This window comes from Nostoc sp. NMS8 (assembly GCF_017115045.1).
Taxonomy (GTDB): domain Bacteria; phylum Cyanobacteriota; class Cyanobacteriia; order Cyanobacteriales; family Nostocaceae; genus Nostoc.
In genome coordinates this window covers 47,117-68,411 of sequence record NZ_JABXKK010000040.1, presented here as the reverse complement: position 1 = coordinate 68,411, position 21,295 = coordinate 47,117, and the positions used below count along the sequence as shown (strand labels likewise).

Here is a 21,295-nt window from a genome sequence, read left to right as displayed (position 1 = left end):
TACACAATAAGCCTTGGTCAAGAATTATTTCTGGGCTGCTTCATAAATAATTGTTTTTGTTTTTGGCGTGCTTCCATTTGTTTTTGAACGCGATGGCGTATCGGTTCAAAAGATAGTTTTTCCTTTGTTTTTTGGCTTAAGTATTCTGCTAAAGAATAAATAGTGGGATTCTGAAACATGGTGACAACTGATATATCTCGCTGCAAAATTGCACGCAGTTGATTATTCACTTGCAGTATTAGTAGTGAATGTCCACCAAGGTCAAAGAAATTATCATGAATACCCACTTTATCTAGATGCAGCACCTCTTGCCAAAGTTTTGCTATCTGTTGTTCCATTTCAGATTGAGGCGGCTGAAAAGTTTCTGTTAACTCTGGACGCAATCCTTCAGGTGCAGGTAAACCACGGCGGTTGACTTTGCCATTAGGAGTCAAAGGTAAAGCATCTAACACGATAAAGGCAGAAGGAAGCATATATTCAGGCAGTTTTTCCTTGAGAAAATCCCGTAATTCATTAACAGAAAGCGTAGCTTTTTTATCGCTAACTAGATATGCAACCAGGCGACGATCATTTGGTATATCTTCTCTAGCCACTACTACCGTTTCTTGTACCTGTGGATGTTGCCCTAATAAAGCTTCAATCTCTCCAAGTTCAACACGGTAGCCCCGCACTTTCACCTGATAGTCAATTCGTCCCAAAAACTCTAGATTTCCGTCTGACCGATAACAAGCTAAATCTCCTGTTTTATACAATCGTACTCCCGGCTCATTACTGAAGGGATTGGGGATAAATTTCTCAGATGTGAGTTCTGGTTTATTAAGATAACCTCGTGCTAAACCAGCACCGCCAATATATAGTTCACCTGGGATTCCAATCGGCACTAGCTGAAGTTGCTGGTTGAGAATATAAACTTGGACATTGGCAATCGGACGACCAATGGGCACAACTTGTTGGTTTTTATGGTCACAAGTCCAGAATGTGGCATCTATGCAAGTTTCCGTCGGTCCATAGAGATTGTACAAATTGGCATCCAGATGAGCAAAAAAGCGCTCTTGCAAAGAAACAGCTAAAGCCTCGCCGCCGCAAAATACACGTTTAAGAGATTTGCAAGCCTCCAATCCTCCTTGAGAAAGGAGCATTTGCAGTAAGGGTGGAACAAGTTGAATAGTAGTCACCTGTTGGTCAGCAATTACTTTTATTAGATAAGCACTGTCCTGATGTCCACTTGGTTGAGCTATGACTAACTGTGCTCCTGCTAGCAAGGGTGCGTAGAACTCCCAAATTGAAGCATCAAAGCTAAATGGAGTTTTCTGTAAAACTTTGTCTTTTTCAGTCAGAGGAAACTCCGTTTGCATCCAGAACATATGATTACAAATTGCCTGGTGAGGAATCATAGTACCCTTTGGTTTACCACTAGAGCCAGAGGTGTAGATTACGTACGCTAGATTTGCAGAATATACATTACTGATTACATTCTCTGAACTCTCTTGATTAATTCTTTCCCAGTCAGTGTCTAGACAAATTACCTTGGTTTCATCAGTCGGCAATTCCTCTATCCACCTCTGCTTACTTAGCAGCACTCTACTTTGGGTATCTTCTAAGATGGAGGCTAAACGCTCTTTGGGCTGTGCAGGATCTAACGGCAAGTAAGCTCCACCTGCTTTGAGTATGGCTAATAGACCTACCACCATTTCTGGTGAACGTTCGATGCAGATTCCAATAACTGTGTCTGGTTTAACACTTTGTTTTTGTAAGTAATGCCCTAACTGATTTGCCCGATTGTTTAACTCTCGATAGGTTAATTGCTGATTTTCAAAAATAACAGCAATATTAAATGGCGTTTTCTCTACCTGTGCTTCAAATAACTGATGAATGCATTTATCTTGCGGATAGTATGTCTTGGTATCATTCCATTGAACTAATAATTGCTCTACTTCAGATGGCGTTAGTAATTGCAAATCTGAAATTCGTTGTTCGGGATTGCTAACTATACTTTCCAATAAAGTCTGGAAATGTAACAGCATCCGAGTAATAGTATCTGCATTAAATAAATCTGTGTTGTACTCACAAGTTGCAACCAACCCTTGCTCGTCATCTTCCATAAATAATGTCAAATCAAACTTTGATGTCCCGTTGTAACCTTCCTCACAAGTAACAGAGATATCTGACAGTCTGGGATTTGATATTGACACATTCTGAAGAACGAACATTACTTGAAATAGTGGATTGTAACTCAAATCTCTATTTGGCTGTATTTCTTCTACTAATTTCTCAAAAGGTAAGTCTTGATGAATGTATGCCTCTAAAGCTGTTGACTTCACCCGCGTTAATAACTCCTGAAAACTCAAATCGCCAGAAAGTTCTGTACGCAACACCAAAACATTGACAAAAAATCCGATTAATGAGTCAACTTCTGCTCTGTTACGATTGGCGATTGGCGAACCGACTAAAATATCCGTTTGACCGGTGTAACGATACAGCAACGTTTTGAAGGCTGTAAGCAAGGTCATAAACAGAGTTACTCCCGAATGACGGCTCAAATTCTTTAACTCTTTTGTCAGAGTTTGAGATAGAACTAATTTCTCTTGAGCGCCTTTGAATGTTTGATAATCAGAAACAAAGCTTCTACGCGGACGATCAGTTGGTAAATTTAGTATAGGTAGCTCACCCTGCAACTTTTGTTTCCAATAAGTCAATAAAGATTGAATACGCTCAAAATCAAGCCATTTTCGTTGCCAATTGACAAAATCTTGATACTGAATGGGTAATTCAGGAAGTGCTGGGAGTTCGGCTGTGGAGAATGCTTCATATAATACAGCTAGTTCTTTGATCAGAATACCGATAGACCAACCATCTGCAATTATATGATGCAGAGTGATCATTAAATGATAATTTTTCTCACTTAATTGCAAAATTTTAGCACGCAAAAGCGATTGAGCAGATAAATCAAATGGCTGCTGTGCGAATTCTGTAGCCAAACGTTGTGCTTCTTGAGGGCGATCGCTATCAGAAAGAGAACACAAATCCTCAATCGCCAAAGTTAAGGGTACAGCTTGATTTATAACTTGGGCTGGCTGTCCATCAATTACTGTAAAGCTCGTCCGTAATACTTCGTGTCGTCTAATAATTTCGTTAAGACTATTTTGTAAAATTGCTAAATTAAGGCAACCTTTGAAGCTAATAACTAGAGGAATATTATATGTAGGACTATCGGGAGTTAGCTGATTGATAAACCATAATCCCTGCTGGCCAAAAGATAGAGGCTGAATGGATGGATTTTTCTCGTGTTTGGTAAAGGATATTGATGGTACTGGATCTGTTGTCAGTTGAGCGAGGATCTTGGTAGCTAGCGATCGCGTACTCATACCTTCAAAGAAGTCTACTACTGATACTTCTACTTCTAAATCAACCTCAACTCGGTTTTTCAACTCAAATACTTTTAAAGAATCAAGCCCCAGAGCGCTTAATGGTTCATCAGAACTGATATCATCTGGTGCGATCGCTAGTACTCTCGCTTCTTGTTCAATCAGATAGATTTCTAAAAGCCGTTGACGTTCCCCTGAGGAAAGCGCCAAAAGTTCGGAACGCTGTAATCGAGTTTCCTCTCTGACAATCTTGCTAATTTTGAGAATGTTACTGACAATAATATTCAGTTCACTATTCTGAAACTGAGCGCGAGTTGCACGACGTTGAATCTTACCGCTAGAAGTTTTAGGAATACTACCTGGTTTGATCAAAACCACAGCATAAACTTGTACTTCGTGTTCTTCAGTCACAGCTTGGCGAATTGCAGATATAACCTCTGCTAAATTTGGCTTGGCGCGAAACTTCAATTCTTGGACGATTACCAACCGTTCTTCATTGTCAACCTCAACTGTAAATGCTGCGTTAGCACCAGAATTTAAAGATGGATGACTGCGTTCTGCGGTTAATTCAATATCCTGTGGGTAAAGATTTCTACCCCGAATAATAATTAAATCTTTGGCTCTACCTGTAATGAAAAGCTCGTTATTTTGTAAAAAACCTAAATCCCCCGTCCTTAGAAAAGGGCCTATACCACTGTCTGATAGATAAGCATGGAAAGTTTCTGCTGTCTCTCGATCGCGATTCCAATAACCTTGACCAACACTCGGCCCCGATACCCAGATTTCCCCAATTTCATCAGGTTTACAACTACTGAGGGTTTCGGGATTAGCGATCGCTACTTCTAGTTGTGGTATAACTCGACCACAACTGACGAAATGATAAACAGGACTGGGGACTGGGTACTGGGGACTGGGAATTGAGGACTGGGAAGAAAATTCTTTTAAAGCCTCCACTTCACTCGGCTTTAATATTTGGTTCGGGTCTGAATCCTCATGCAAATCTTCCCGCTCCCCAGTCCCCAATTCAACTACCCGATTCGATTCTAATGCAGACTTTTGGACTGTCTTGATTATCGGTGATGTTGCCTTTTGCACACCAGAAACCATCAGAGTTGTTTCAGCCATTCCGTAACAAGGGTAAAATGCCTCTTTACGGAAGCCACAATCGGCAAAAGCTGCTGCAAACCGCTCTAAAGTATCATCCCGAATCGGTTCCGCGCCGTTAAATGCTACACTCCAACTACTCAAGTCAAGAGTCTCTTTTTGTTCAGGAGTAATTTTTTGAGTACATAATTCATAAGCAAAATTCGGGCCACCACTGGTTGTCCCTTTGTAGTGAGAGATAGCCTGCAACCAACGATAAGGACGTTGGAGAAAGGAAGTAGGAGGCATGATAATGCAAGGAAAACCTCCATACAAAGGTTGCAATATTCCCCCAATCAGGCCCATATCATGGTACATCGGCAACCACGTCACGAACTTACTTTCTGGAGAATGCTCCATAAATTGGTAAGTTGTGTCAGCATTGTGCAGTAGATTGCCATGACTAATCATTACACCCTTTGGCGTGCCTGTAGAACCAGAAGTGTATTGCAGAAAAGCTAAGGTATCTCGATCAATAGAGGGTTGTTGCCAATTATCTTCTATTCCCTCTGCAAGATTATCTGTAGTTAGCCACTGTAAGGATTCTAAGTCAGTCTTCTGTGACATTAAAGACTGCACTGTAGGCAGGATTTCTGTTGTAGTGAGTGCGATCGCTGCTTGTGCGTCTATAGAAATAGCTTTTATTCTCGGTGTGTTGCGTTCATTTCTAGGGGGATATGCCGTTACAGCCACAACTCCTGCATATAAACAACCGAAAAAAGCAACTAAAAAATCTAGTCCGGCTGGATAAAGTAATAAAGCGCGTTCTCCAGTCAAACCCAATGCTTGTAATTGAGCAGCTATTTGACGCGATCGCCTATCTAATTCTTGATATGTTAGTGTTGTTTGTTCTGTTTCCCCATCTAACAAAAAGGTAAAAGCATCTCTATCTGGCTGTGTAGAGCTTCTTAAGCGCAGTACTTCCACAACTGTAGAAAAGTTACCAACAAGATCAAAGAGTTTAAGCATCGTGAAATTTCACCGCAAATGCAGTTAATAGTATTTCTCTTAGTACGCAAATACATCTCAAACGTCGTGTCTTATTACACCTAATACTTGTGAAGTATATACTTGCAACTACCACTACTTCTTTGTTCAAGAGTGAAGGCACAGCCTTTATCCTGAAGGCTTCCCAGCCTCCAGACTAGGAACAAAGCTATACAAACCTTTGGGTTTGTCTTAGTGCCATTCGATTTAAGCCTTTAATAACTAATTTAACCAACAACTAAAACTGATTTATTTGGATAAATCTCTCCGTTATTGAAAGTAATTTTTATTTACCTTGGATTACATTAACGAGAATAAGTTGCTTTAGCAAGAGAATTTTTATATATAGTCTTTATCAAAAATCTACTTAGACATTAGCTTTGCTTATGTAATTTTGTTTATAGATTATGAGCCATATCTTTTTAAAATCTCATCTCAACACAAATATCTAAGTTTTACATAGGGTACACCAACTATCGTTTTCGTCCTATTTAGGGCAAATCCGTAATTAATAAGGCTATTTTGGCTTTGGAAAATACTTGTTTTAAAAGTAATTTTAGCTACTAGTACAATCTCTGTCTATATATCAAGCAAACGTCGGGTTATAAGGATAATTACTGCTGGGTAGGCATTTTAAATAAAAAATATTCTTAATTATCTTGTGTCTTGCATCACTTCATAATATGATTCAACTAGCTTAACCCTAAATGACAATTCTTTTCAAAGATTGTCGTTAGTCTTCGAGTACGACCAAGTAGTGTGATTGAGTGTAAGCGGATAAATGAAGTTAGATAAACTTTTTCAAACCCTGCTGCTAACAGGTGCAGTTGTTGTTGTCGTAAACACTCCTGCTAAAGGTGAGGAAGTGCGAGAGGACATTCAAGGCAAATCTTCTACCCAGAGGGTAGGGGAATCTGCATTAGATGAGAAAGTTGCAGTTACAGAGAAAACATTTGCAAGTAGTAAATCTCCAGTATTAGCTCCCAGTAACCAGAAATCGCGACTCTTTAAGTCTCAACTTGCAAGTTCACTACAAAAAGCGAAGTCGGATAAAACAAGTAAAAATATTCGTCAAATCAGCGAAATCGAACTTCCCGCTACTAGCGCCCAAATGCTGGTACAGACACCAACACCTACCAATCCCTCGAATCCAGAACCAAGAAGTGGGGATCAAGTTGTAGCAATCACAAGTGTGAAAGCAAATGCCACAAACAGAGGTGTAGAAGTAATTTTAGAGACAACTCAAGGTACTCGACTGCAAGTCACAAATCGCAGTGCAGGCAATAATTTTATTGCAGATGTATCTGGTGGACAATTACGTTTACCGTCGGGTGAGGCTTTTACATTTCGCTCGGAGAAACCTACTGCGGTAATTACTGAGATAACAGTTACAAATATTGATGCAAATACTGTCCGCGTCACCGTGGTAGGTGAGAAAGCTTTGCCTACGGTTGAATTATTTGATGATGATGCTGGGCTGGTTTTTGGTATAACTTCGGTGGCAATAGCGACACAAGCACCGCAGCAACCCCAAACACCACAAACTCAAGAAAAACCTGCTAGTGAAACACCACAAGAGCAACCAACAGCCCCGCCAGATCAGCCGATTGAGTTGGTAGTGACGGGGGAGCAGGATGGCTATAATGTGCGAAATGCCACGACAGCGACAAAAACCGACACCCCCTTGCGAGACATTCCCCAGTCAATTCAAGTCATTCCCAATCAAGTGATTAGAGACCAGAATGTAAATCGACTGCAAGATGCAGTACGAAATAACGCTCCGGGTGTGTCACAGTTTTCTAATCAAAGCCAAGCTTTTGTCATTCGCGGATTTAGACAAGATTTCAACCTCAGAAATGGGTTTCGTAGCGGTAGCACTGCAACTAAGGATGTGGATCTTGCAGATGTAGACCACATTGAGGTATTACGCGGGCCAGCATCGGTTTTGTTGGGGCAATTGCAGCCCGGAGGCGTAATCAACACCGTGACGAAGCAGCCTCTAAGTGAGCCTTATTATAGTGTCAAGTTCACAGGTGGGCAGTTCAGCTTTTACCGACCAGAGCTTGATTTGTCAGGGCCTTTAACTAATGACGGCAGTTTAAAGTATCGGCTCAATTTAGCCTATCAAAACAATGGTAGTTTTCGAGACTTTGTGAGTGAGGATCGCTTTTTTGTAGCTCCTGTCTTGCAATGGAACATCGGTAAAAACACGACCTTAACGGTGGACTTTTCCTATACATACAACAATCCAACGCTTGATTATGGTGTAGTAGCCCTCAGTGATGGTTCTCTGGTATTGCCGATTAATCGAGCTTTGTTCTATCCATCCCTAGATCAAGTTACGGTGGAGCAATATCAGGCTAGTTATCGACTTGAGCATAAGTTTAGTGATAACTGGGAGCTTCGCAATGGCTTTTCTTTCTATAGTGCAAAACAGTCTGGTGGCTATACATACGTAGAAGATGACTTTAGAGACGATCGCTTTCTTGACAAACTCTATGCAGATGATTTGTTCATAGACCAGGATTATCGAATGCAGACCGATCTAACTGGTAAATTTACCACGGGTTCCATTCGACATCAGTTATTAATTGGGTTTGAGCTTGGTCGTTCTACCGGTTATTTTACGTCTGGTACTGCTTTGTTACCGACAATCGATATTTTCAACCCAAATTACAATGTGACTCGACCAGATGTCCAAATCGATAACTATGGTACAAATTTCACAGATACTCTGGGCATCTATATTCAAGATCAAATCGACATTACCGACAATTTGCACTTACTAGTCGGTGGACGATTTGACTTCAGCGAACAGTACGATAGTTTTGGAACTTTTTCTCAGGGAGATCAAGCGTTCAGTCCTCGTGTTGGCATTGTCTATCAGCCAATTAAACCGATTTCTCTCTATGCTAGCTACAGTCAATCGTTTAATCCAGTGATTGGGCGATCGCGAACCAACTCAGTTTTTGAGCCTGAGCGAGGTACTCAATACGAAGTCGGCGTTAAAGCAGACATCACTAATACTGTGTCTGCCACATTAGCTGCTTTTGAGATTACTAAGAGTAACGTGCTAACCTCCGATCCTGCTGATCCCATTAATTTCTCAATCCAAGTCGGTGAACAGCGCAGTAAAGGGTTTGAATTCACCATTGGGGGCGAAATCTTACCTGGATGGAATATCCTTGCAGGCTATGCTTATACCGATGCGCGAGTCACCGAAGATAATCGCATTCCAGTGGGTACTTTTTTGCGGAACGTTCCCAAAAATGCCGCTAACCTGTGGACAACCTACGAAATTCAAAGTGGTGACTACAAAGGATTAGGCTTTGGATTGGGGCTAGTTTTTGTGGGCGAACAGCAAGCCGATTTTCCCAACAGCAATTTCCAAGTTCCCAGTTATGTCCGTACTGATGCTGCCTTGTTTTACCGTCGAGACAACTGGAGACTTGGTATTAACGTCAATAATCTTTTTGACGTGGAATACTATGAAACTGCTTCCAGACGAACCGTTGTTTATCCAGGCGCACCGACGAATGTGCAAGCAACGATTTCCTATGAGTTCTGAATCAGGTACTTCATTCAAAATGCCCAGAACCGCTTCCTAGAGGTTTGGAAAAGTCAGGTCTTCATGAAAAAGTTGTTACGCCGTCTCACCTACATACTATTTTTGGGAATAGTGGCATTTGTACTTCCGTTAGGTTGTAATCGAAGTAGTTATCACAATGCCACAAGCCTTACCCCACCAGCGAAAGACTGTCGTGTGATAAAACACACGATGGGGGAAACCTGTGTTCCAAAAAACCCAAAGCGTCTTGTCACCATATCTCAAGTCACTTTGGGTAGCACACTCGTCTTGGATGTTAAACCAATAGGAAGCACTTCTGATGGTTGGCAAGATAATTTACCAGGCTATTTAAAAAATAAGACAGAGGGAATACAGAAAATAGGTACTCAATATGAGCCTAATTTAGAACGTATATTGCGACTTAAGCCTGATTTAATTCTAGGTTGGGAAAATGTTAAAGCAATTTATCCTCGCCTTTCTCAAATCAGTCCTACGGCATTAGGGAAGTGGAAAGGTTCATTGTCTTGGCGCGAACATTTTAATTTTGTCGCCGAAGCATTAGGAAAAAAAGAGGTTGCAGAACAAGCATGGAATCACTATTATCAACGAATTGAAAAACTAAAAATAGCGCTAGGTAATCAATATAAAGACAAAACGATATCTGTAATTCATATTTATGGTTGGGATATAATGAGTACTGCCAAAAACTCATTTAGTGGTTCCATTCTTAATGATGTTGGATTGCAACGCCCAAAGACACAAAATGTGATTACGCCGAGTGGGTTAACTAAGAATATTTCTGAGGAAAAGCTAGAAGAATTAGATGCTGATATTCTATTTGTAACAACTTTTAATGACAGCGATAAGGCAAATTTTGAACAACTGCAACAAAAACCACTTTGGAAAAGACTCAAAGCATTTCAGCAAAGACATATATACTTTGTAGATGGTTTGTCTTGGGTTGGTTCAAACTTGATTGCTGCTGATGCTGTAATTGATGACTTATTTAAATACTTAGTCAATACACCATGAAGAGTGCTGAGTAAGTAAACTGATACCCCAATACATTCTATTTGTCTACCATAGGTTTCGGTTAAGAATATTTATAGGTCAATACGCTTGGGTTTTTAAGACGCGATAAATCGCCATCTCTACAAGTGTTTTGGGCTTCTAAGAGTTTAAAGGATTAATACTAAAGTCCCTATAACTACTAAACCGCTTCCTAATATTATTTTCAAGTTTAATGGTTCTCCGAGAAAAATAACCGAAAATAATAAAACTAATACCAAACTTGATTTATCAATTGGTGCAACCAGAGAGGCTTTTCCTGCTTGTAAAGCTTGGAAGTAAAAAATCCATGATAATCCTGTAGATATTCCAGATAACAATAAGAAAATCATCGTTCTTTGAGAAATAGCTAAGATATTAACTACATTTCCTTGGAACAATACAATTCCCCAAGCAATTACTAAGATAACAACAGTTCTGATTGCTGTTGCTAAATTAGAGTTCACATTTTCTACCCCAATTTTGGCAAAGATAGTTGTCAATGCTGCAAAGCCAGCCGAAAGTAATGCATATATCCACCACGTTATGGTGTTGCTTTCCATCTTGCCTCCTAGTTCACTAGTCAAAATTAGCAGTGTTATTTTGTTATTTAGGCTCATGTTATGGCAATCCTAAATAAGTTGTGAAATTAATCGTTGAGATAGGGAACAGGAAAGAAGGATTACAAATGAAATAGATTACAGCTATTTTCAGGTAAATAAACTTACGCTTCTACGATAAGAGTGGTTCAAATACATGAAAACTGCTGTAAATTATTCGTTGCAAACTGCGATCGCAAACCCTAAAAGCAGACTATTGACTTCAGAATATTTTACGCTCTTCTAGATGAGCAAGAATATCTGAGCGATCGCGCCACACAGTCCGCAACTTTTTGTTAGCTAACATTTGTAACTGGTCGCTAATGTGTGGCGAGCCGGGTTGACTTGCATTACCATAACTGGTAAGTGCCATTGCCCGTATAGGGTTAGAAAATTCAATCGCAGCCACATAGGAATCACCTGCAACGGCTTGGAACTGACCATTTGCTTCAGGAGCAAAATAGAGCGCACGAAAAATTCCCAGGTTGCCATCGCCACCATTCGCAGGCAAATCCACATCACCCAATCGTAGCCGAAAAACCTGACCCCAAGGGACATTAAGCGCCCCATAAGTCTTTTCTACCTCTGCTGCTACTGCTTGCAAAGTTGCAACTGCACTTTCAGGATTAGCTAAACCATTGGGTGTAGTGCGTGGAGAATTTTCATTCCAGGGTTTACTAAAGGTTTTATCTAAGTCCATCTGTTGTACCCAAAAGGCGAATAATACTGCCCCACGACTATCTGTATTGGCTTGCCGATCCCAAGCTTCTAGGACATCGGCTGCTTTTTTCCCCAAGTCTTGACCATATTTGCGTGCAGCCGGAATTAAATCAGCCAAAATCCGATCGGCCAGTTCCATGCGGGTAGAGTGCTTGTCTGCAACCATTTGATCAAAAGAGATTTTGTTATCCTCAGCCAGCATTCTTACAGAACGTTGGGAACGGAAATCCATGAAACGAGGTGCCATGTAAGGCGGGTAATCATCTGCTTTAATGGCGGCGGGAAATGTAGTTGTCCAGGGTGGGTCATTTGTATTTTGCAACCAGCCACTTTTAGGGTCAACTATGCGCGGTAAATCTTGGTAAGGATGAATTTTTGTCCACAGGGTTTTAGATGTATTTCCTGGGATTATGCCTTGCCAGTATTTAAAATCACCAAAGGAGCGCACTGGAACTTGACCGTTGAATAGGTGCATAATATGCCCTTCTCGATCCGCATACATCACCGTAAACATTGGCAATTGCAAGCGCTGGAGTGTCTTTTCAAACTGGGCAAGGTTTTTTGCTCGTGCCATATCCCACCACTCTTGGAGTACACCTGGTCGGTCAAGACCTGCAACTCTCAGCGCCAGAGTTTTACCATTTTTCTCGGCTACCACAGGCCCGTGGACAGAACTTTTCACTACCAGGGGTTGCTCTTGCAAGGAACCATCTTTTTGCTTCACTTTTAGGGAAAGAGTTTTCGTCTGGAAGTTACGAACTTTGTCATCAAACCTGTACCCATTACCTGCAGGTGTGAGTTCGTAAACATCCCAACCATCATAAGTATTAACCGTGTGAGTCCAACCTAAGTTGTTGTTAAAGGCGATCGCTAATACGGGAATACCTACAAGTGTTGCCCCATAAGCATCAATACCTGGTGCGGTGATTTGAGCTTCATACCACAAAAATAAATCTGACCAAGGTAGATGTGGGTTTGCTAGCAACATAGCATTCCCATCGGCAGAATGAGTTGGTGCGATCGCCCAACCATTAGATCCTGCTTGCAACTTTTCTTTGCTCAGACCTAATACTTGATCAGGATTGACCACAAAGGTAAAGTTAAGTACCCGATGTAAGTGAGCCATGACATCTTCTGCCTTGACTGGTAGCACCGCCTCAACATCATCGTCAATTAAGTTAGGATTTTGTTTTGCATAAGCATTGATCCCAGTAGCAAAAGCATCAAGATAACTACGAAAAGTTGGACTCTGTGCCTGGTACCAAGAACGAGCGCGTTCTGGTATTCCCGCAGTCTGTACCCAACGATCTGAATCTAGATATTTCTCTCCCCAATATTCAGCTGCGCGTCCCCGTGCTTGACCATAGAGACGTAAAAGTAAATCTCCATGACTTTGCATTTGTGCCCAACCAAAGGCATAAAATGCACTTTGGTCATCTTTTCCGTAAATATGCGGTACACCAGAAGTATCCCATAATATCTCTGTGGATTTTGTTGGTACAGCTATAGTGCGGCTGCCGACAAACAAAACCAATATCAAGCTGAGTATTAAAGGTAAAACACGTATTGGCTTTCGTTTGTAAACTCTAAGTAAACTATCAATTCTCACGAACACCACCATTTACAGATGTAACGCCTGGAGGCTGGGGATTGGGGATTAGAGATTGGGGATTGGAAAGAGGCAGAGAGAAAAATTCCTGTCCCTTGCTCCCTTGCTTCCTCCCTAGTCCCCTCTTTGCACACAAGTGACTTTGAGAAAGCAGATTTACAGTAATTATTCATGTATTTGAACCACACCTGTCGTAAGGGCACAGCATTGCTCATTGGTGTCAATTTAAGCTGGAAATAGCTTAACTGTTGGCTTCCATGCCCGCCCGGAAATAAATTTTCGGGCTAATAGCTTAAGTCTACTGAAGTAGACTGGAGATTTTTGGCGATATTTAGTCATCTTCAGATGACTTTAGCTATGAGACGGGAATTTCAATTCCCGGCGGACAAGCGGTTTCACCTTAACTTGACACGGATGAGCATTGCTGTGCCCCTACCGTGTGGTCTATCTACCTGAAAATAGAAGTTGATCTAACAATACCACTTTGTTGAGAAAGTATATCAAAGTTATAAGGGGTTGTAAGGGCATCCTTTATTCCGTTTAAAAAATGGAGAAAGAGCTACACAATCGTGTAATCTATATATTTATCAAGAAAGATTATCAAGTTGGATGATTAAAAAGCTGTTAAATGTTGAGAGTGCCCATTGAAAAAACAACTAACTAGTAGAGCGTAATATTTTCAAGTGACAGCAGGATCATGATAAAAGCAACTACACTCTCACCGAGAGGATTAAAAAAGCCACAAATGTCAGCCTTATTTGGTCTGGTTGTGGGACTGTGTATGCTGCTAATTTGCTTGGTGTACAGTGTGACGCTAGGTGCAGCAGAAATACCTCTAGGTAAGATTTTGACATCTTTTATAGCCTTTGATGGTTCCTACGATCACTTAGTTATTCAGACTGTAAGATTACCGCGATCGCTAATTGCTATCCTTGTAGGTTCAGCCCTTGCTGTGTCGGGAGCATTAATGCAGGGTTTGACGCGAAACCCCTTAGCAGATCCAGGTATTTTGGGTATTGAGTCGGGAGCCGCCCTCTTTGTGGTTGTCGCAATTTTTGTTTTTGGCAGCTCATCCCTAAGTGTTTACGCCCTTGTCGCATTTCTGGGTGCGGGAGTAACAGCGATGTTAGTTTACCTCCTTGGTTCTCTGGGAAGAGGAGGAGCCACCCCACTGAATTTGACAGTAGCAGGAGCGGCGTTAACTGCTCTTATTTCTTCCTTCACCACTGGTATCCTCATTGTCAGTCAACAAACACTCGAAGAGGTGAGATTTTGGTTAGCTGGTTCCTTATCTGGTCGAGATTTTAATTTATTCTTACAACTACTACCTTTCGTTGGCATCGGATTAGTGTTAGCTTTTGCCCTTGGCAGACAAATTACCACTATGAGTTTAGGTGAAGATGTCGCTAAAGGCTTGGGTCAACAGACAGCTTTGATCAAAATATTTACCGCTATCAGCGTAGTCTTACTAGCAGGAAGTGCTGTCGCTCTTGCAGGGCCAATTGGCTTCATTGGTTTAGTCGTTCCCCATATAGTGAGATTTTATATTAAAGCCGATTATCGTTGGATATTACCTTATTGTGCAGTTCTGGGTGCTATTTTACTCTTGGTTGCAGATATTGCTGCCCGTGTATTGCTCAAACCACAGGAATTACCTGTAGGTGTAATGACATCAATAGTTGGCGCTCCTTTTTTTGTCTACCTAGCTAAGTCAAAGGTGAAAAAATGAGTTTTGATTGGCTAGTCATTCGTTCTCCGGTGATATCTTTCCGCATCGACCGACGTGTACCAGTCATACTGCTATGTTTGGCAGTAGCGATTGTAGTGGCGATGGTGATGAATATAGGGCGGGGTGAATATCCAATCTCGCCTTTGAATATTGTGAAAACTATATTAGGGCTAGATACAGGAAACCCAGACCATGTATTCGTGATTCAGAATTTGCGTCTGCCCCGCACTCTTGTAGCTTTTATGGTGGGAGTGGCGCTGGCAATTTCTGGCACTATCTTCCAAGGACTGACACGCAATCCATTAGCTGACCCAGGTATTATCGGCATCAATGCTGGGGCGAGTCTGGCGGCAGTTGTAGTAATTGTACTATTTCCCTCAGCACCGGTTTATACCTTACCTATGTCAGCCTTTGCTGGTGCTTTGCTAATGGCGATTTTAATTTACTCGCTGGCTTGGAATAACGGTAGTTCTCCGATTCTATTAATTTTAATGGGTATTGGTTTATCTGCGATCGCCAGTGCCATAACCAGCTTAATGATTACCTTTGCCGAAATTGATGACGTTAGTAATGCTTTAGTTTGGTTAGCTGGAAGCGTGTACGGCCGGACTTGGGAGCAAGTCTTTTCTCTGTTACCTTGGTTAATTATTTTTGTGCCAATGGCTTTGACACTAGCAAGGCATTTGAACGCTTTAAATTTAGGAGATGATGTCGCCAAAAGTTTAGGTAGTCAAGTGGAATCGCAACGTGGTTTACTCGTGCTAGTGGGTGTAGCCTTAGCAGGTGCAGGAGTCGCCACCGCCGGAAATATTGGTTTTATTGGATTAATCGCACCCCATGTAGGACGACAGCTAGTAGGTACAAGCCATCAAGGTTTGATTCCTACTTCTGCACTCTTGGGGGGAGTAATTGTTGTCATAGCAGACTTGCTAGGAAGAACGCTATTTGCACCAATCGAACTTCCTTGTGGCGTTGTAACTGCTGCTATTGGCGCTCCTTATTTTCTTTATTTGTTAATTCGTAACCACAAAAAATAAAGCCGGGAAATTTCATCTATGAAAGGACTCTCAACCAAAAATCTATCTTTAGCTTATGATGGTGCGCTGATTATCCGTGACCTAAATTTGGTAATTCCCACTGGACAAATTAGTGGTTTAGTTGGTGCTAATGGTTGTGGTAAATCAACGTTATTAAGAGGTTTGGCAAGATTGCTTAAACCCCGTGGTGGTACAGTCTATCTTGATGGAACATCTATTTTTAATCTTTCAACTAAAGAAGTCGCACAGCAGTTAGGTATTTTGCCTCAAGGGCCAGTAGCACCAGAAGGATTAACCGTGCAAGATTTGGTAGCACAAGGACGTTATCCTTATCAAAATTGGTCGCAGCAGTGGTCGGCAAAAGATGAAAAAATCGTGCAGCAGGCACTAGAAATTACAGATTTGTTGAAATTGGCAGATAGAGCATTAGATACTTTGTCTGGTGGACAACGACAAAGAGCTTGGATTGCAATGGCGTTGGCACAAGATACAGATATTTTACTGTTAGATGAACCGACTACTTTTTTAGATTTGGCGCATCAGATAGAGATTTTGGATTTGTTGTATGAGTTGAACCAAAATCAAGGACGGACAATTGTCATGGTGCTGCATGATTTAAATCATGCGTGTCGTTATGCTGATTACTTAGTTGCAGTCAAAGATGGACGAATTTTTGCTGCTGGAGAACCAAAACTAGTGATGACTCAAGAAATGGTTCAAGAGGTTTTTGGGTTGGAGTGTCGGATTATTGCTGACCCAGTAATGGAGACACCAATGTGTGTGCCAATAGGACGAAAAGGAAGAGTAAATGACAAACTTATTTAAATTACTAATGCATTTTTACTAGAAATATCACTCTTATTAATCACCTCAGTACAAATAATAAACAGTTGTGACAATCACATCAAAATCTCCCATAGGATCTAAAAATCGTAGAAATCTAGCCTCTCCTTTACAACGCTTGCTCAACTATGGCAGTCAATATTACCTACAAATTTGGCAGGCCACATCATGTTCTATCATCAATACGATTTTAGACTTAGCACCACCGTGGTTAGTTGGTATTGCAGTAGATATTCTCGTAGAGCAGCAAAATTCTGTATTTGCCAAGTTGGGTGTAAAAGATGTATTTTGGCAATTCTTACTGCTTTCATTGATTACTATCATTGTCTGGATACTAGAATCAATTTCTGAGTACGCATATAATAGACTTTGGCGTAATTTAGCCCAAAATATCCAGCATAATTTACGCTTGGATACCTATAATCATGTACAAAAATTAGATTCAGCTTACTTTGAAGAAAGTAGCACTGGCGGTTTGATGTCAATTTTGAATGATGATATCAATCAGCTAGAAGATTTTTTGAATTTTGGAGCTAATCAAATTATCAATATAATCGCTTCAATTATTATTTTAGTTGGTGGTAGTTTTTTTATTTTACCTTTTTATATAACCCTGGTAGCACTGTTGCCAATACCATTTATTATTTGGGGATCTTTTACTTATCAAAAACTTTTAGAAGATCGTTATGATGAGGTGCGGGAAAAAGTCGGCTTTCTGAACTCCCGGCTAGCAAATAATATCAGTGGTATTACCACAATTAAAAGTTTTACTGCCGAAGATTATGAAAGTGCTAGATTGGCAGCAGAAAGCGAAGCATATAGAAAAAGCAATACCAAAGCAATTAAACTTTCTGCCGCATTTAATCCTTTAATTAGAATGTTAATTTTAGTAGGGTTCACAGCCTTACTATTTTGGGGAGGAATGGCGACTTATGCTGGTAAAATATCTATTGCTAGTTATAGTGTTTTACTCGTTTTAGTACAGAGATTATTGTGGCCTTTTGTAGAACTAGGTGGAATATTTGACAACTATCAAAGGTCAATGGCTTCTACCAAGCGGGTCATGAATTTATTAGATACTCCCATCAATATAGCTACAGGAGATAAAATTTTATCGGTTGACCGAGTACGTGGTGACATTGAATTTAAAAAAGTTGCTTTTGCTTATCAAGATAGAGATCCAGTAATTAAAAAACTATCCTTACATGTACCCGCCGGAAAAACTATTGCTATTGTTGGTTCTACAGGTTCCGGTAAAAGCACTTTAGTTAAATTATTACTGCGATTATATGATATTTCTGCGGGGACGATCGCAATTGATGGTATTAATATTCAAAAGTTAAATCTAGGTGATTTGCGTCGTAGTATCGGGTTGGTCAGCCAAGATGTATTCTTATTTCACGGTACGATTGCTGAAAATATCGCCTATGGTACTTTTAATGCTGCGGATGAAAAAATAATTGAAGCGGCGAAAATCGCCGAAGCTCATGATTTTATTCTGCGGCTACCTCAAGGTTATGAGACAATAGTTGGAGAACGGGGTCAAAAATTATCTGGTGGACAACGCCAAAGAATTGCGATCGCACGGGCTGTTTTAAAGAATCCGCCAATTTTGATTTTAGATGAAGCTACATCGGCGGTGGATAATGAAACTGAAGCTGCTATTCAGCGTTCTCTAGAACGGATTACTGTTAATCGAACGACAATTGCGATCGCTCATCGTCTTTCTACTATCCGCAATGCTGATTGCATTTACGTGATGGAATATGGAGAATTAGTTGAGTCGGGAACACATGAAGAATTATTGGATAAAAATGGGATTTACGCTGGCTTATGGAATGTGCAGTCAGGGATGAAATAATTGTCAAGGGTTCCTGCTACAAAATTCATGGCTACGAGATTCGTGCAAAAAATCTATCTACGGTAGGCATACAGGAGATTTCAAAACAATGTCAAATTTATTATATTTTGTAATTGGTTTTCTTCTGTTTTTGGTGATGGGAATTGCGGCTTATCTCCTGACTGCCCGCAAGTATCAATCCTCAGCCACAGTCGCCAATTCCTACGATCAATGGACTCTTGACGGCATCGTAGAGTTTTATTGGGGGGAACACATTCACCTCGGTCACTACGGTTCGCCCCCACGACGAAAGGATTTTTTGACTGCTAAATCTGATTTTGTCCATGAAATGGTTAAATGGGGTGGAATAGAAAAATTACCTCCTGGTACTACCGTTTTAGATGTTGGCTGTGGTATTGGCGGCAGCAGCCGGATTTTAGCGCGAGATTATGGGTTTGCTGTTACAGGGATTACCATCAGTCCACAGCAGGTAAAGCGTGCCCAAGAGTTAACCCATAAAGGGCTAAACGTCCAGTTTACGGTGGATGATGCGATGGCATTGTCGTTTCCAGATGCTAGTTTTGATGTGGTCTGGTCAATCGAAGCAGGCCCGCACATGCCAGATAAAACTGTTTTTGCTAGAGAATTAATGCGGGTGCTAAAGCCTGGTGGGGTGTTGGTTGTAGCTGACTGGAATCAGAGAGATGACCGCCAAAAACCTCTAAATTTCTGGGAAAAACCAGTAATGCAGCAACTTCTCGATCAGTGGTCTCATCCAGCTTTTTCCAGCATTGAGGGCTTTTCGGAGCTTTTGACAGCGACCTCCTTAGTCGAGGGGGAGGTAATTACAGCTGACTGGACGGAACAAACGCTTCCTTCTTGGTTAGATTCCATCTGGCAAGGAGTAGTTAAACCACAGGGATTGGTGCGTTTTGGTCTATCTAGTTTCATTAAATCTCTGCGTGAGATGCCGACGTTTTTGCTGATGCGTTTGGCGTTTGGTGCAGGGCTATGCCGATTTGGAATGTTCCGCGCTGTGCGGGCGAAGGGGAGTACAGAATTGATCGATAGAAACTTTACCAGCCAAACTCCCTCAAGCTTGGTTAGGTAGCGGCATGATGAACAAAGCGATATCTCGCATCTGTTGGCAGCTTATAAGGTCTGAGGCAATCTCACCCTGTAAGTTCTGCATGAATTGCTGCGATCGCACCCGCGAATTTTGGGGTAAGGTTATTTATACTGATATATAGCTAAATAGCTATGTATTTGATTTAAGCAAAGAAGTTTCAAAACTTAATAAATTATTTAAATCCTAGTCCTCAAACGCTTTCTGTTTGTACTTTTTCGGTTCTAGTATCTGGGTTATAAGAGAAGGCAGGGGCAGGAGGAAAGAATTATGATTGAGTTGAGAACTGGGAACACTTCGACAAAGCTCTGTCAACATTGGGGATTGGGAAGATTTGAATGGGGATTCAGACCCCTCAAAATCTTAAAAAATTTCCTCTCCAGTCCCGCAAGCAGAAATTCCGACTTTACTAAAGGATTGTGAAGAGGTCTAGCTAAATAATCATATTTATCATAACTTAATAGTTATATAACTATTAACTGGATCGCTGCATTACTCATGGTTAACACCCTACCCAAGCCAGAAACTAAAACCCCCAGCAAAGAAACTGTACTCACCCCTCGGTTTTATACTACAGATTTTGAAACCGCAGCCCAGTTGGATTTGTCTGCCCAAGAAACGGAATTGTGGGCGATGTTGACAGAAATGCGGACAGACTACAACCGCCATCATTTTGTTCGCGATGATGCGTTTGAGCAGTCTTGGGAACACGTTAGCGGTGAAGCAAGGCAGGCGTTTATAGAATATTTGGAACGTTCCTGCATTTCTGAGTTTTCCGGGTTCTTGCTATTCAAGGAATTATCCCGCAAACTAAAAAATCGCAGTCCAGTGCTGGCGGAAATATTTCAACTGATGGCGCGTGATGAAGCCCGCCACGCCGGATTTCTCAACAAAGCAATGGGCGATTTTAAAGTTTCCCTGGATTTAGCCACTGTTACTAAAACCCGCACCTATACGTTTTTCCCGATTGAGTGGGTACTTTACACAGTTTACCTCTCAGAAAAAATTGGCTACTGGCGTTACATTATTATTTTCAGACATCTAGAAAAGTACCCAGAAAATGAGTTTTACCCTATTTTCCGGTACTTTGAGAGTTGGTGTCAGGACGAAAACCGTCACGGAGATATATTCAAGGCGCTTTTACGTTCTCAACCGCAACTCTGGAACACCTGGAAATCTCGGCTGTGGAGTCGCTTTTTCTTACTATCTGTATTTGCTACCCATACCTTGACAGTTCATGAACGTTCCGGGTTCTACAAATCACTGGGGCTTGATGCTACAGAATTCGATCTCCAAGTTGTCCGCAACACCAATGAAACCGCCGGACGGGCTTTTCCGGTGATGTTGAATACGGAACATCCCCAGTTTTTCCCCCGCCTGCAACGCTGTGCAGGTTACAACTTAAAAATTGCAGAGATTGAGGGCGGTTCTGGGCCAAAATTGGTGAAGCTGATTCGCAAACTACCTTTGATTGCAGCAATTGTTTGGAATCTGCTGTTAGTTTATCTGATCAAACCCATTGATACTGAAGTCCTACGGGGAATGGTTCGTTAGGTATTAGACATCTGCTAATGAAAAAGTAGGGACGCAAAATTTCGCGTCTCTACAACGGTGATGGATAATCCATAATTAATTTCACCAGATATCTATTAGGCAAGATACCCCAAGCTATACTGGCGATC

The 21,295-nt window shown here is 41.2% G+C and carries 11 protein-coding genes; 8 read left to right on the top strand and 3 right to left on the bottom strand.

Features of this window, described 5'->3' with window-relative positions:
* Positions 1-17: 17 nt before the first annotated feature.
* A complete protein-coding gene (locus tag HWQ39_RS06430; RefSeq protein ID WP_292842755.1) occupies positions 18-5,477 on the bottom strand; it encodes a non-ribosomal peptide synthetase in 5,460 nt (1,819 codons plus the stop codon).
* A gap of 799 nt (positions 5,478-6,276) precedes the next feature.
* On the opposite strand from HWQ39_RS06430, the gene HWQ39_RS06425 reads away from it, so the two are divergent.
* Together HWQ39_RS06425 and HWQ39_RS06420 are read left to right on the top strand one after the other, a co-directional pair.
* Positions 6,277-9,063 (top strand): TonB-dependent siderophore receptor, encoded by a 2,787-nt coding sequence (locus HWQ39_RS06425; RefSeq protein WP_292842753.1) that lies wholly within the window; start codon positions 6,277-6,279, stop codon positions 9,061-9,063.
* A 288-nt stretch (positions 9,064-9,351) separates the two neighbouring features.
* Entirely contained in the window at positions 9,352-10,095 is a 744-nt protein-coding gene (locus tag HWQ39_RS06420; RefSeq protein WP_292842751.1) for an iron-siderophore ABC transporter substrate-binding protein, read from the top strand.
* A 146-nt stretch (positions 10,096-10,241) separates the two neighbouring features.
* On the opposite strand, the gene HWQ39_RS06415 is transcribed toward HWQ39_RS06420, so the two are convergent.
* Together HWQ39_RS06415 and HWQ39_RS06410 are read right to left on the bottom strand one after the other, a co-directional pair.
* Positions 10,242-10,673, bottom strand: coding sequence for an EamA family transporter (locus HWQ39_RS06415; protein ID WP_292842749.1), 432 nt, complete (start codon positions 10,671-10,673; stop codon positions 10,242-10,244).
* Between the two features lie 259 nt (positions 10,674-10,932).
* Positions 10,933-13,038, bottom strand: a complete 2,106-nt coding sequence (locus tag HWQ39_RS06410) for an acylase (protein ID WP_292842747.1) — start codon at positions 13,036-13,038, stop codon at positions 10,933-10,935.
* A gap of 697 nt (positions 13,039-13,735) precedes the next feature.
* On the opposite strand from HWQ39_RS06410, the gene HWQ39_RS06405 reads away from it, so the two are divergent.
* The 6 genes from HWQ39_RS06405 (at position 13,736) to acsF (ending at position 21,167) form a co-directional block, all read left to right on the top strand.
* Positions 13,736-14,767: an iron ABC transporter permease gene (locus HWQ39_RS06405; RefSeq protein WP_292842745.1), complete on the top strand. Its 1,032-nt coding sequence runs from the start codon at positions 13,736-13,738 to the stop codon at positions 14,765-14,767.
* Entirely contained in the window at positions 14,764-15,804 is a 1,041-nt protein-coding gene (locus HWQ39_RS06400) for an iron ABC transporter permease (RefSeq protein ID WP_292842743.1), read from the top strand. The genes HWQ39_RS06405 and HWQ39_RS06400 overlap by 4 nt, the downstream gene beginning before the upstream one ends.
* Before the next feature lie 18 nt (positions 15,805-15,822).
* On the top strand, positions 15,823-16,629 hold the full coding sequence (locus HWQ39_RS06395) for an ABC transporter ATP-binding protein (protein ID WP_292842741.1): 807 nt from the start codon (positions 15,823-15,825) through the stop codon (positions 16,627-16,629).
* Between the two features lie 67 nt (positions 16,630-16,696).
* The gene (locus HWQ39_RS06390) at positions 16,697-18,508 is read left to right on the top strand and encodes an ABC transporter ATP-binding protein (protein WP_292842739.1); all 1,812 of its coding nucleotides are present in this window, start codon (positions 16,697-16,699) and stop codon (positions 18,506-18,508) included.
* A gap of 88 nt (positions 18,509-18,596) precedes the next feature.
* Positions 18,597-19,598 (top strand): methyltransferase domain-containing protein, encoded by a 1,002-nt coding sequence (locus tag HWQ39_RS06385; protein WP_292842737.1) that lies wholly within the window; start codon positions 18,597-18,599, stop codon positions 19,596-19,598.
* A gap of 513 nt (positions 19,599-20,111) precedes the next feature.
* Positions 20,112-21,167 carry a magnesium-protoporphyrin IX monomethyl ester (oxidative) cyclase gene (gene acsF / locus HWQ39_RS06380; RefSeq protein WP_292842735.1) on the top strand — a complete coding sequence of 352 codons (1,056 nt, stop codon included), beginning with the start codon at positions 20,112-20,114 and terminating at the stop codon, positions 21,165-21,167.
* Positions 21,168-21,295 lie beyond the last annotated feature (128 nt).

Bases quoted from the DNA above. Each gene is read 5' to 3' on its own strand.
- HWQ39_RS06385 (WP_292842737.1), top strand. From the start codon at position 18,597: ATGTCAAATTTATTATATTTTGTAATTGGTTTTCTTCTGTTTTTGGTG.
- HWQ39_RS06395 (WP_292842741.1), top strand. From the start codon at position 15,823: ATGAAAGGACTCTCAACCAAAAATCTATCTTTAGCTTATGATGGTGCG.
- HWQ39_RS06405 (WP_292842745.1), top strand. From the start codon at position 13,736: ATGATAAAAGCAACTACACTCTCACCGAGAGGATTAAAAAAGCCACAA.
- HWQ39_RS06400 (WP_292842743.1), top strand. From the start codon at position 14,764: ATGAGTTTTGATTGGCTAGTCATTCGTTCTCCGGTGATATCTTTCCGC.
- HWQ39_RS06425 (WP_292842753.1), top strand. From the start codon at position 6,277: ATGAAGTTAGATAAACTTTTTCAAACCCTGCTGCTAACAGGTGCAGTT.
- HWQ39_RS06415 (WP_292842749.1), bottom strand. From the start codon at position 10,673: ATGGAAAGCAACACCATAACGTGGTGGATATATGCATTACTTTCGGCT.
- HWQ39_RS06430 (WP_292842755.1), bottom strand. From the start codon at position 5,477: ATGCTTAAACTCTTTGATCTTGTTGGTAACTTTTCTACAGTTGTGGAA.
- acsF (WP_292842735.1), top strand. From the start codon at position 20,112: ATGGTTAACACCCTACCCAAGCCAGAAACTAAAACCCCCAGCAAAGAA.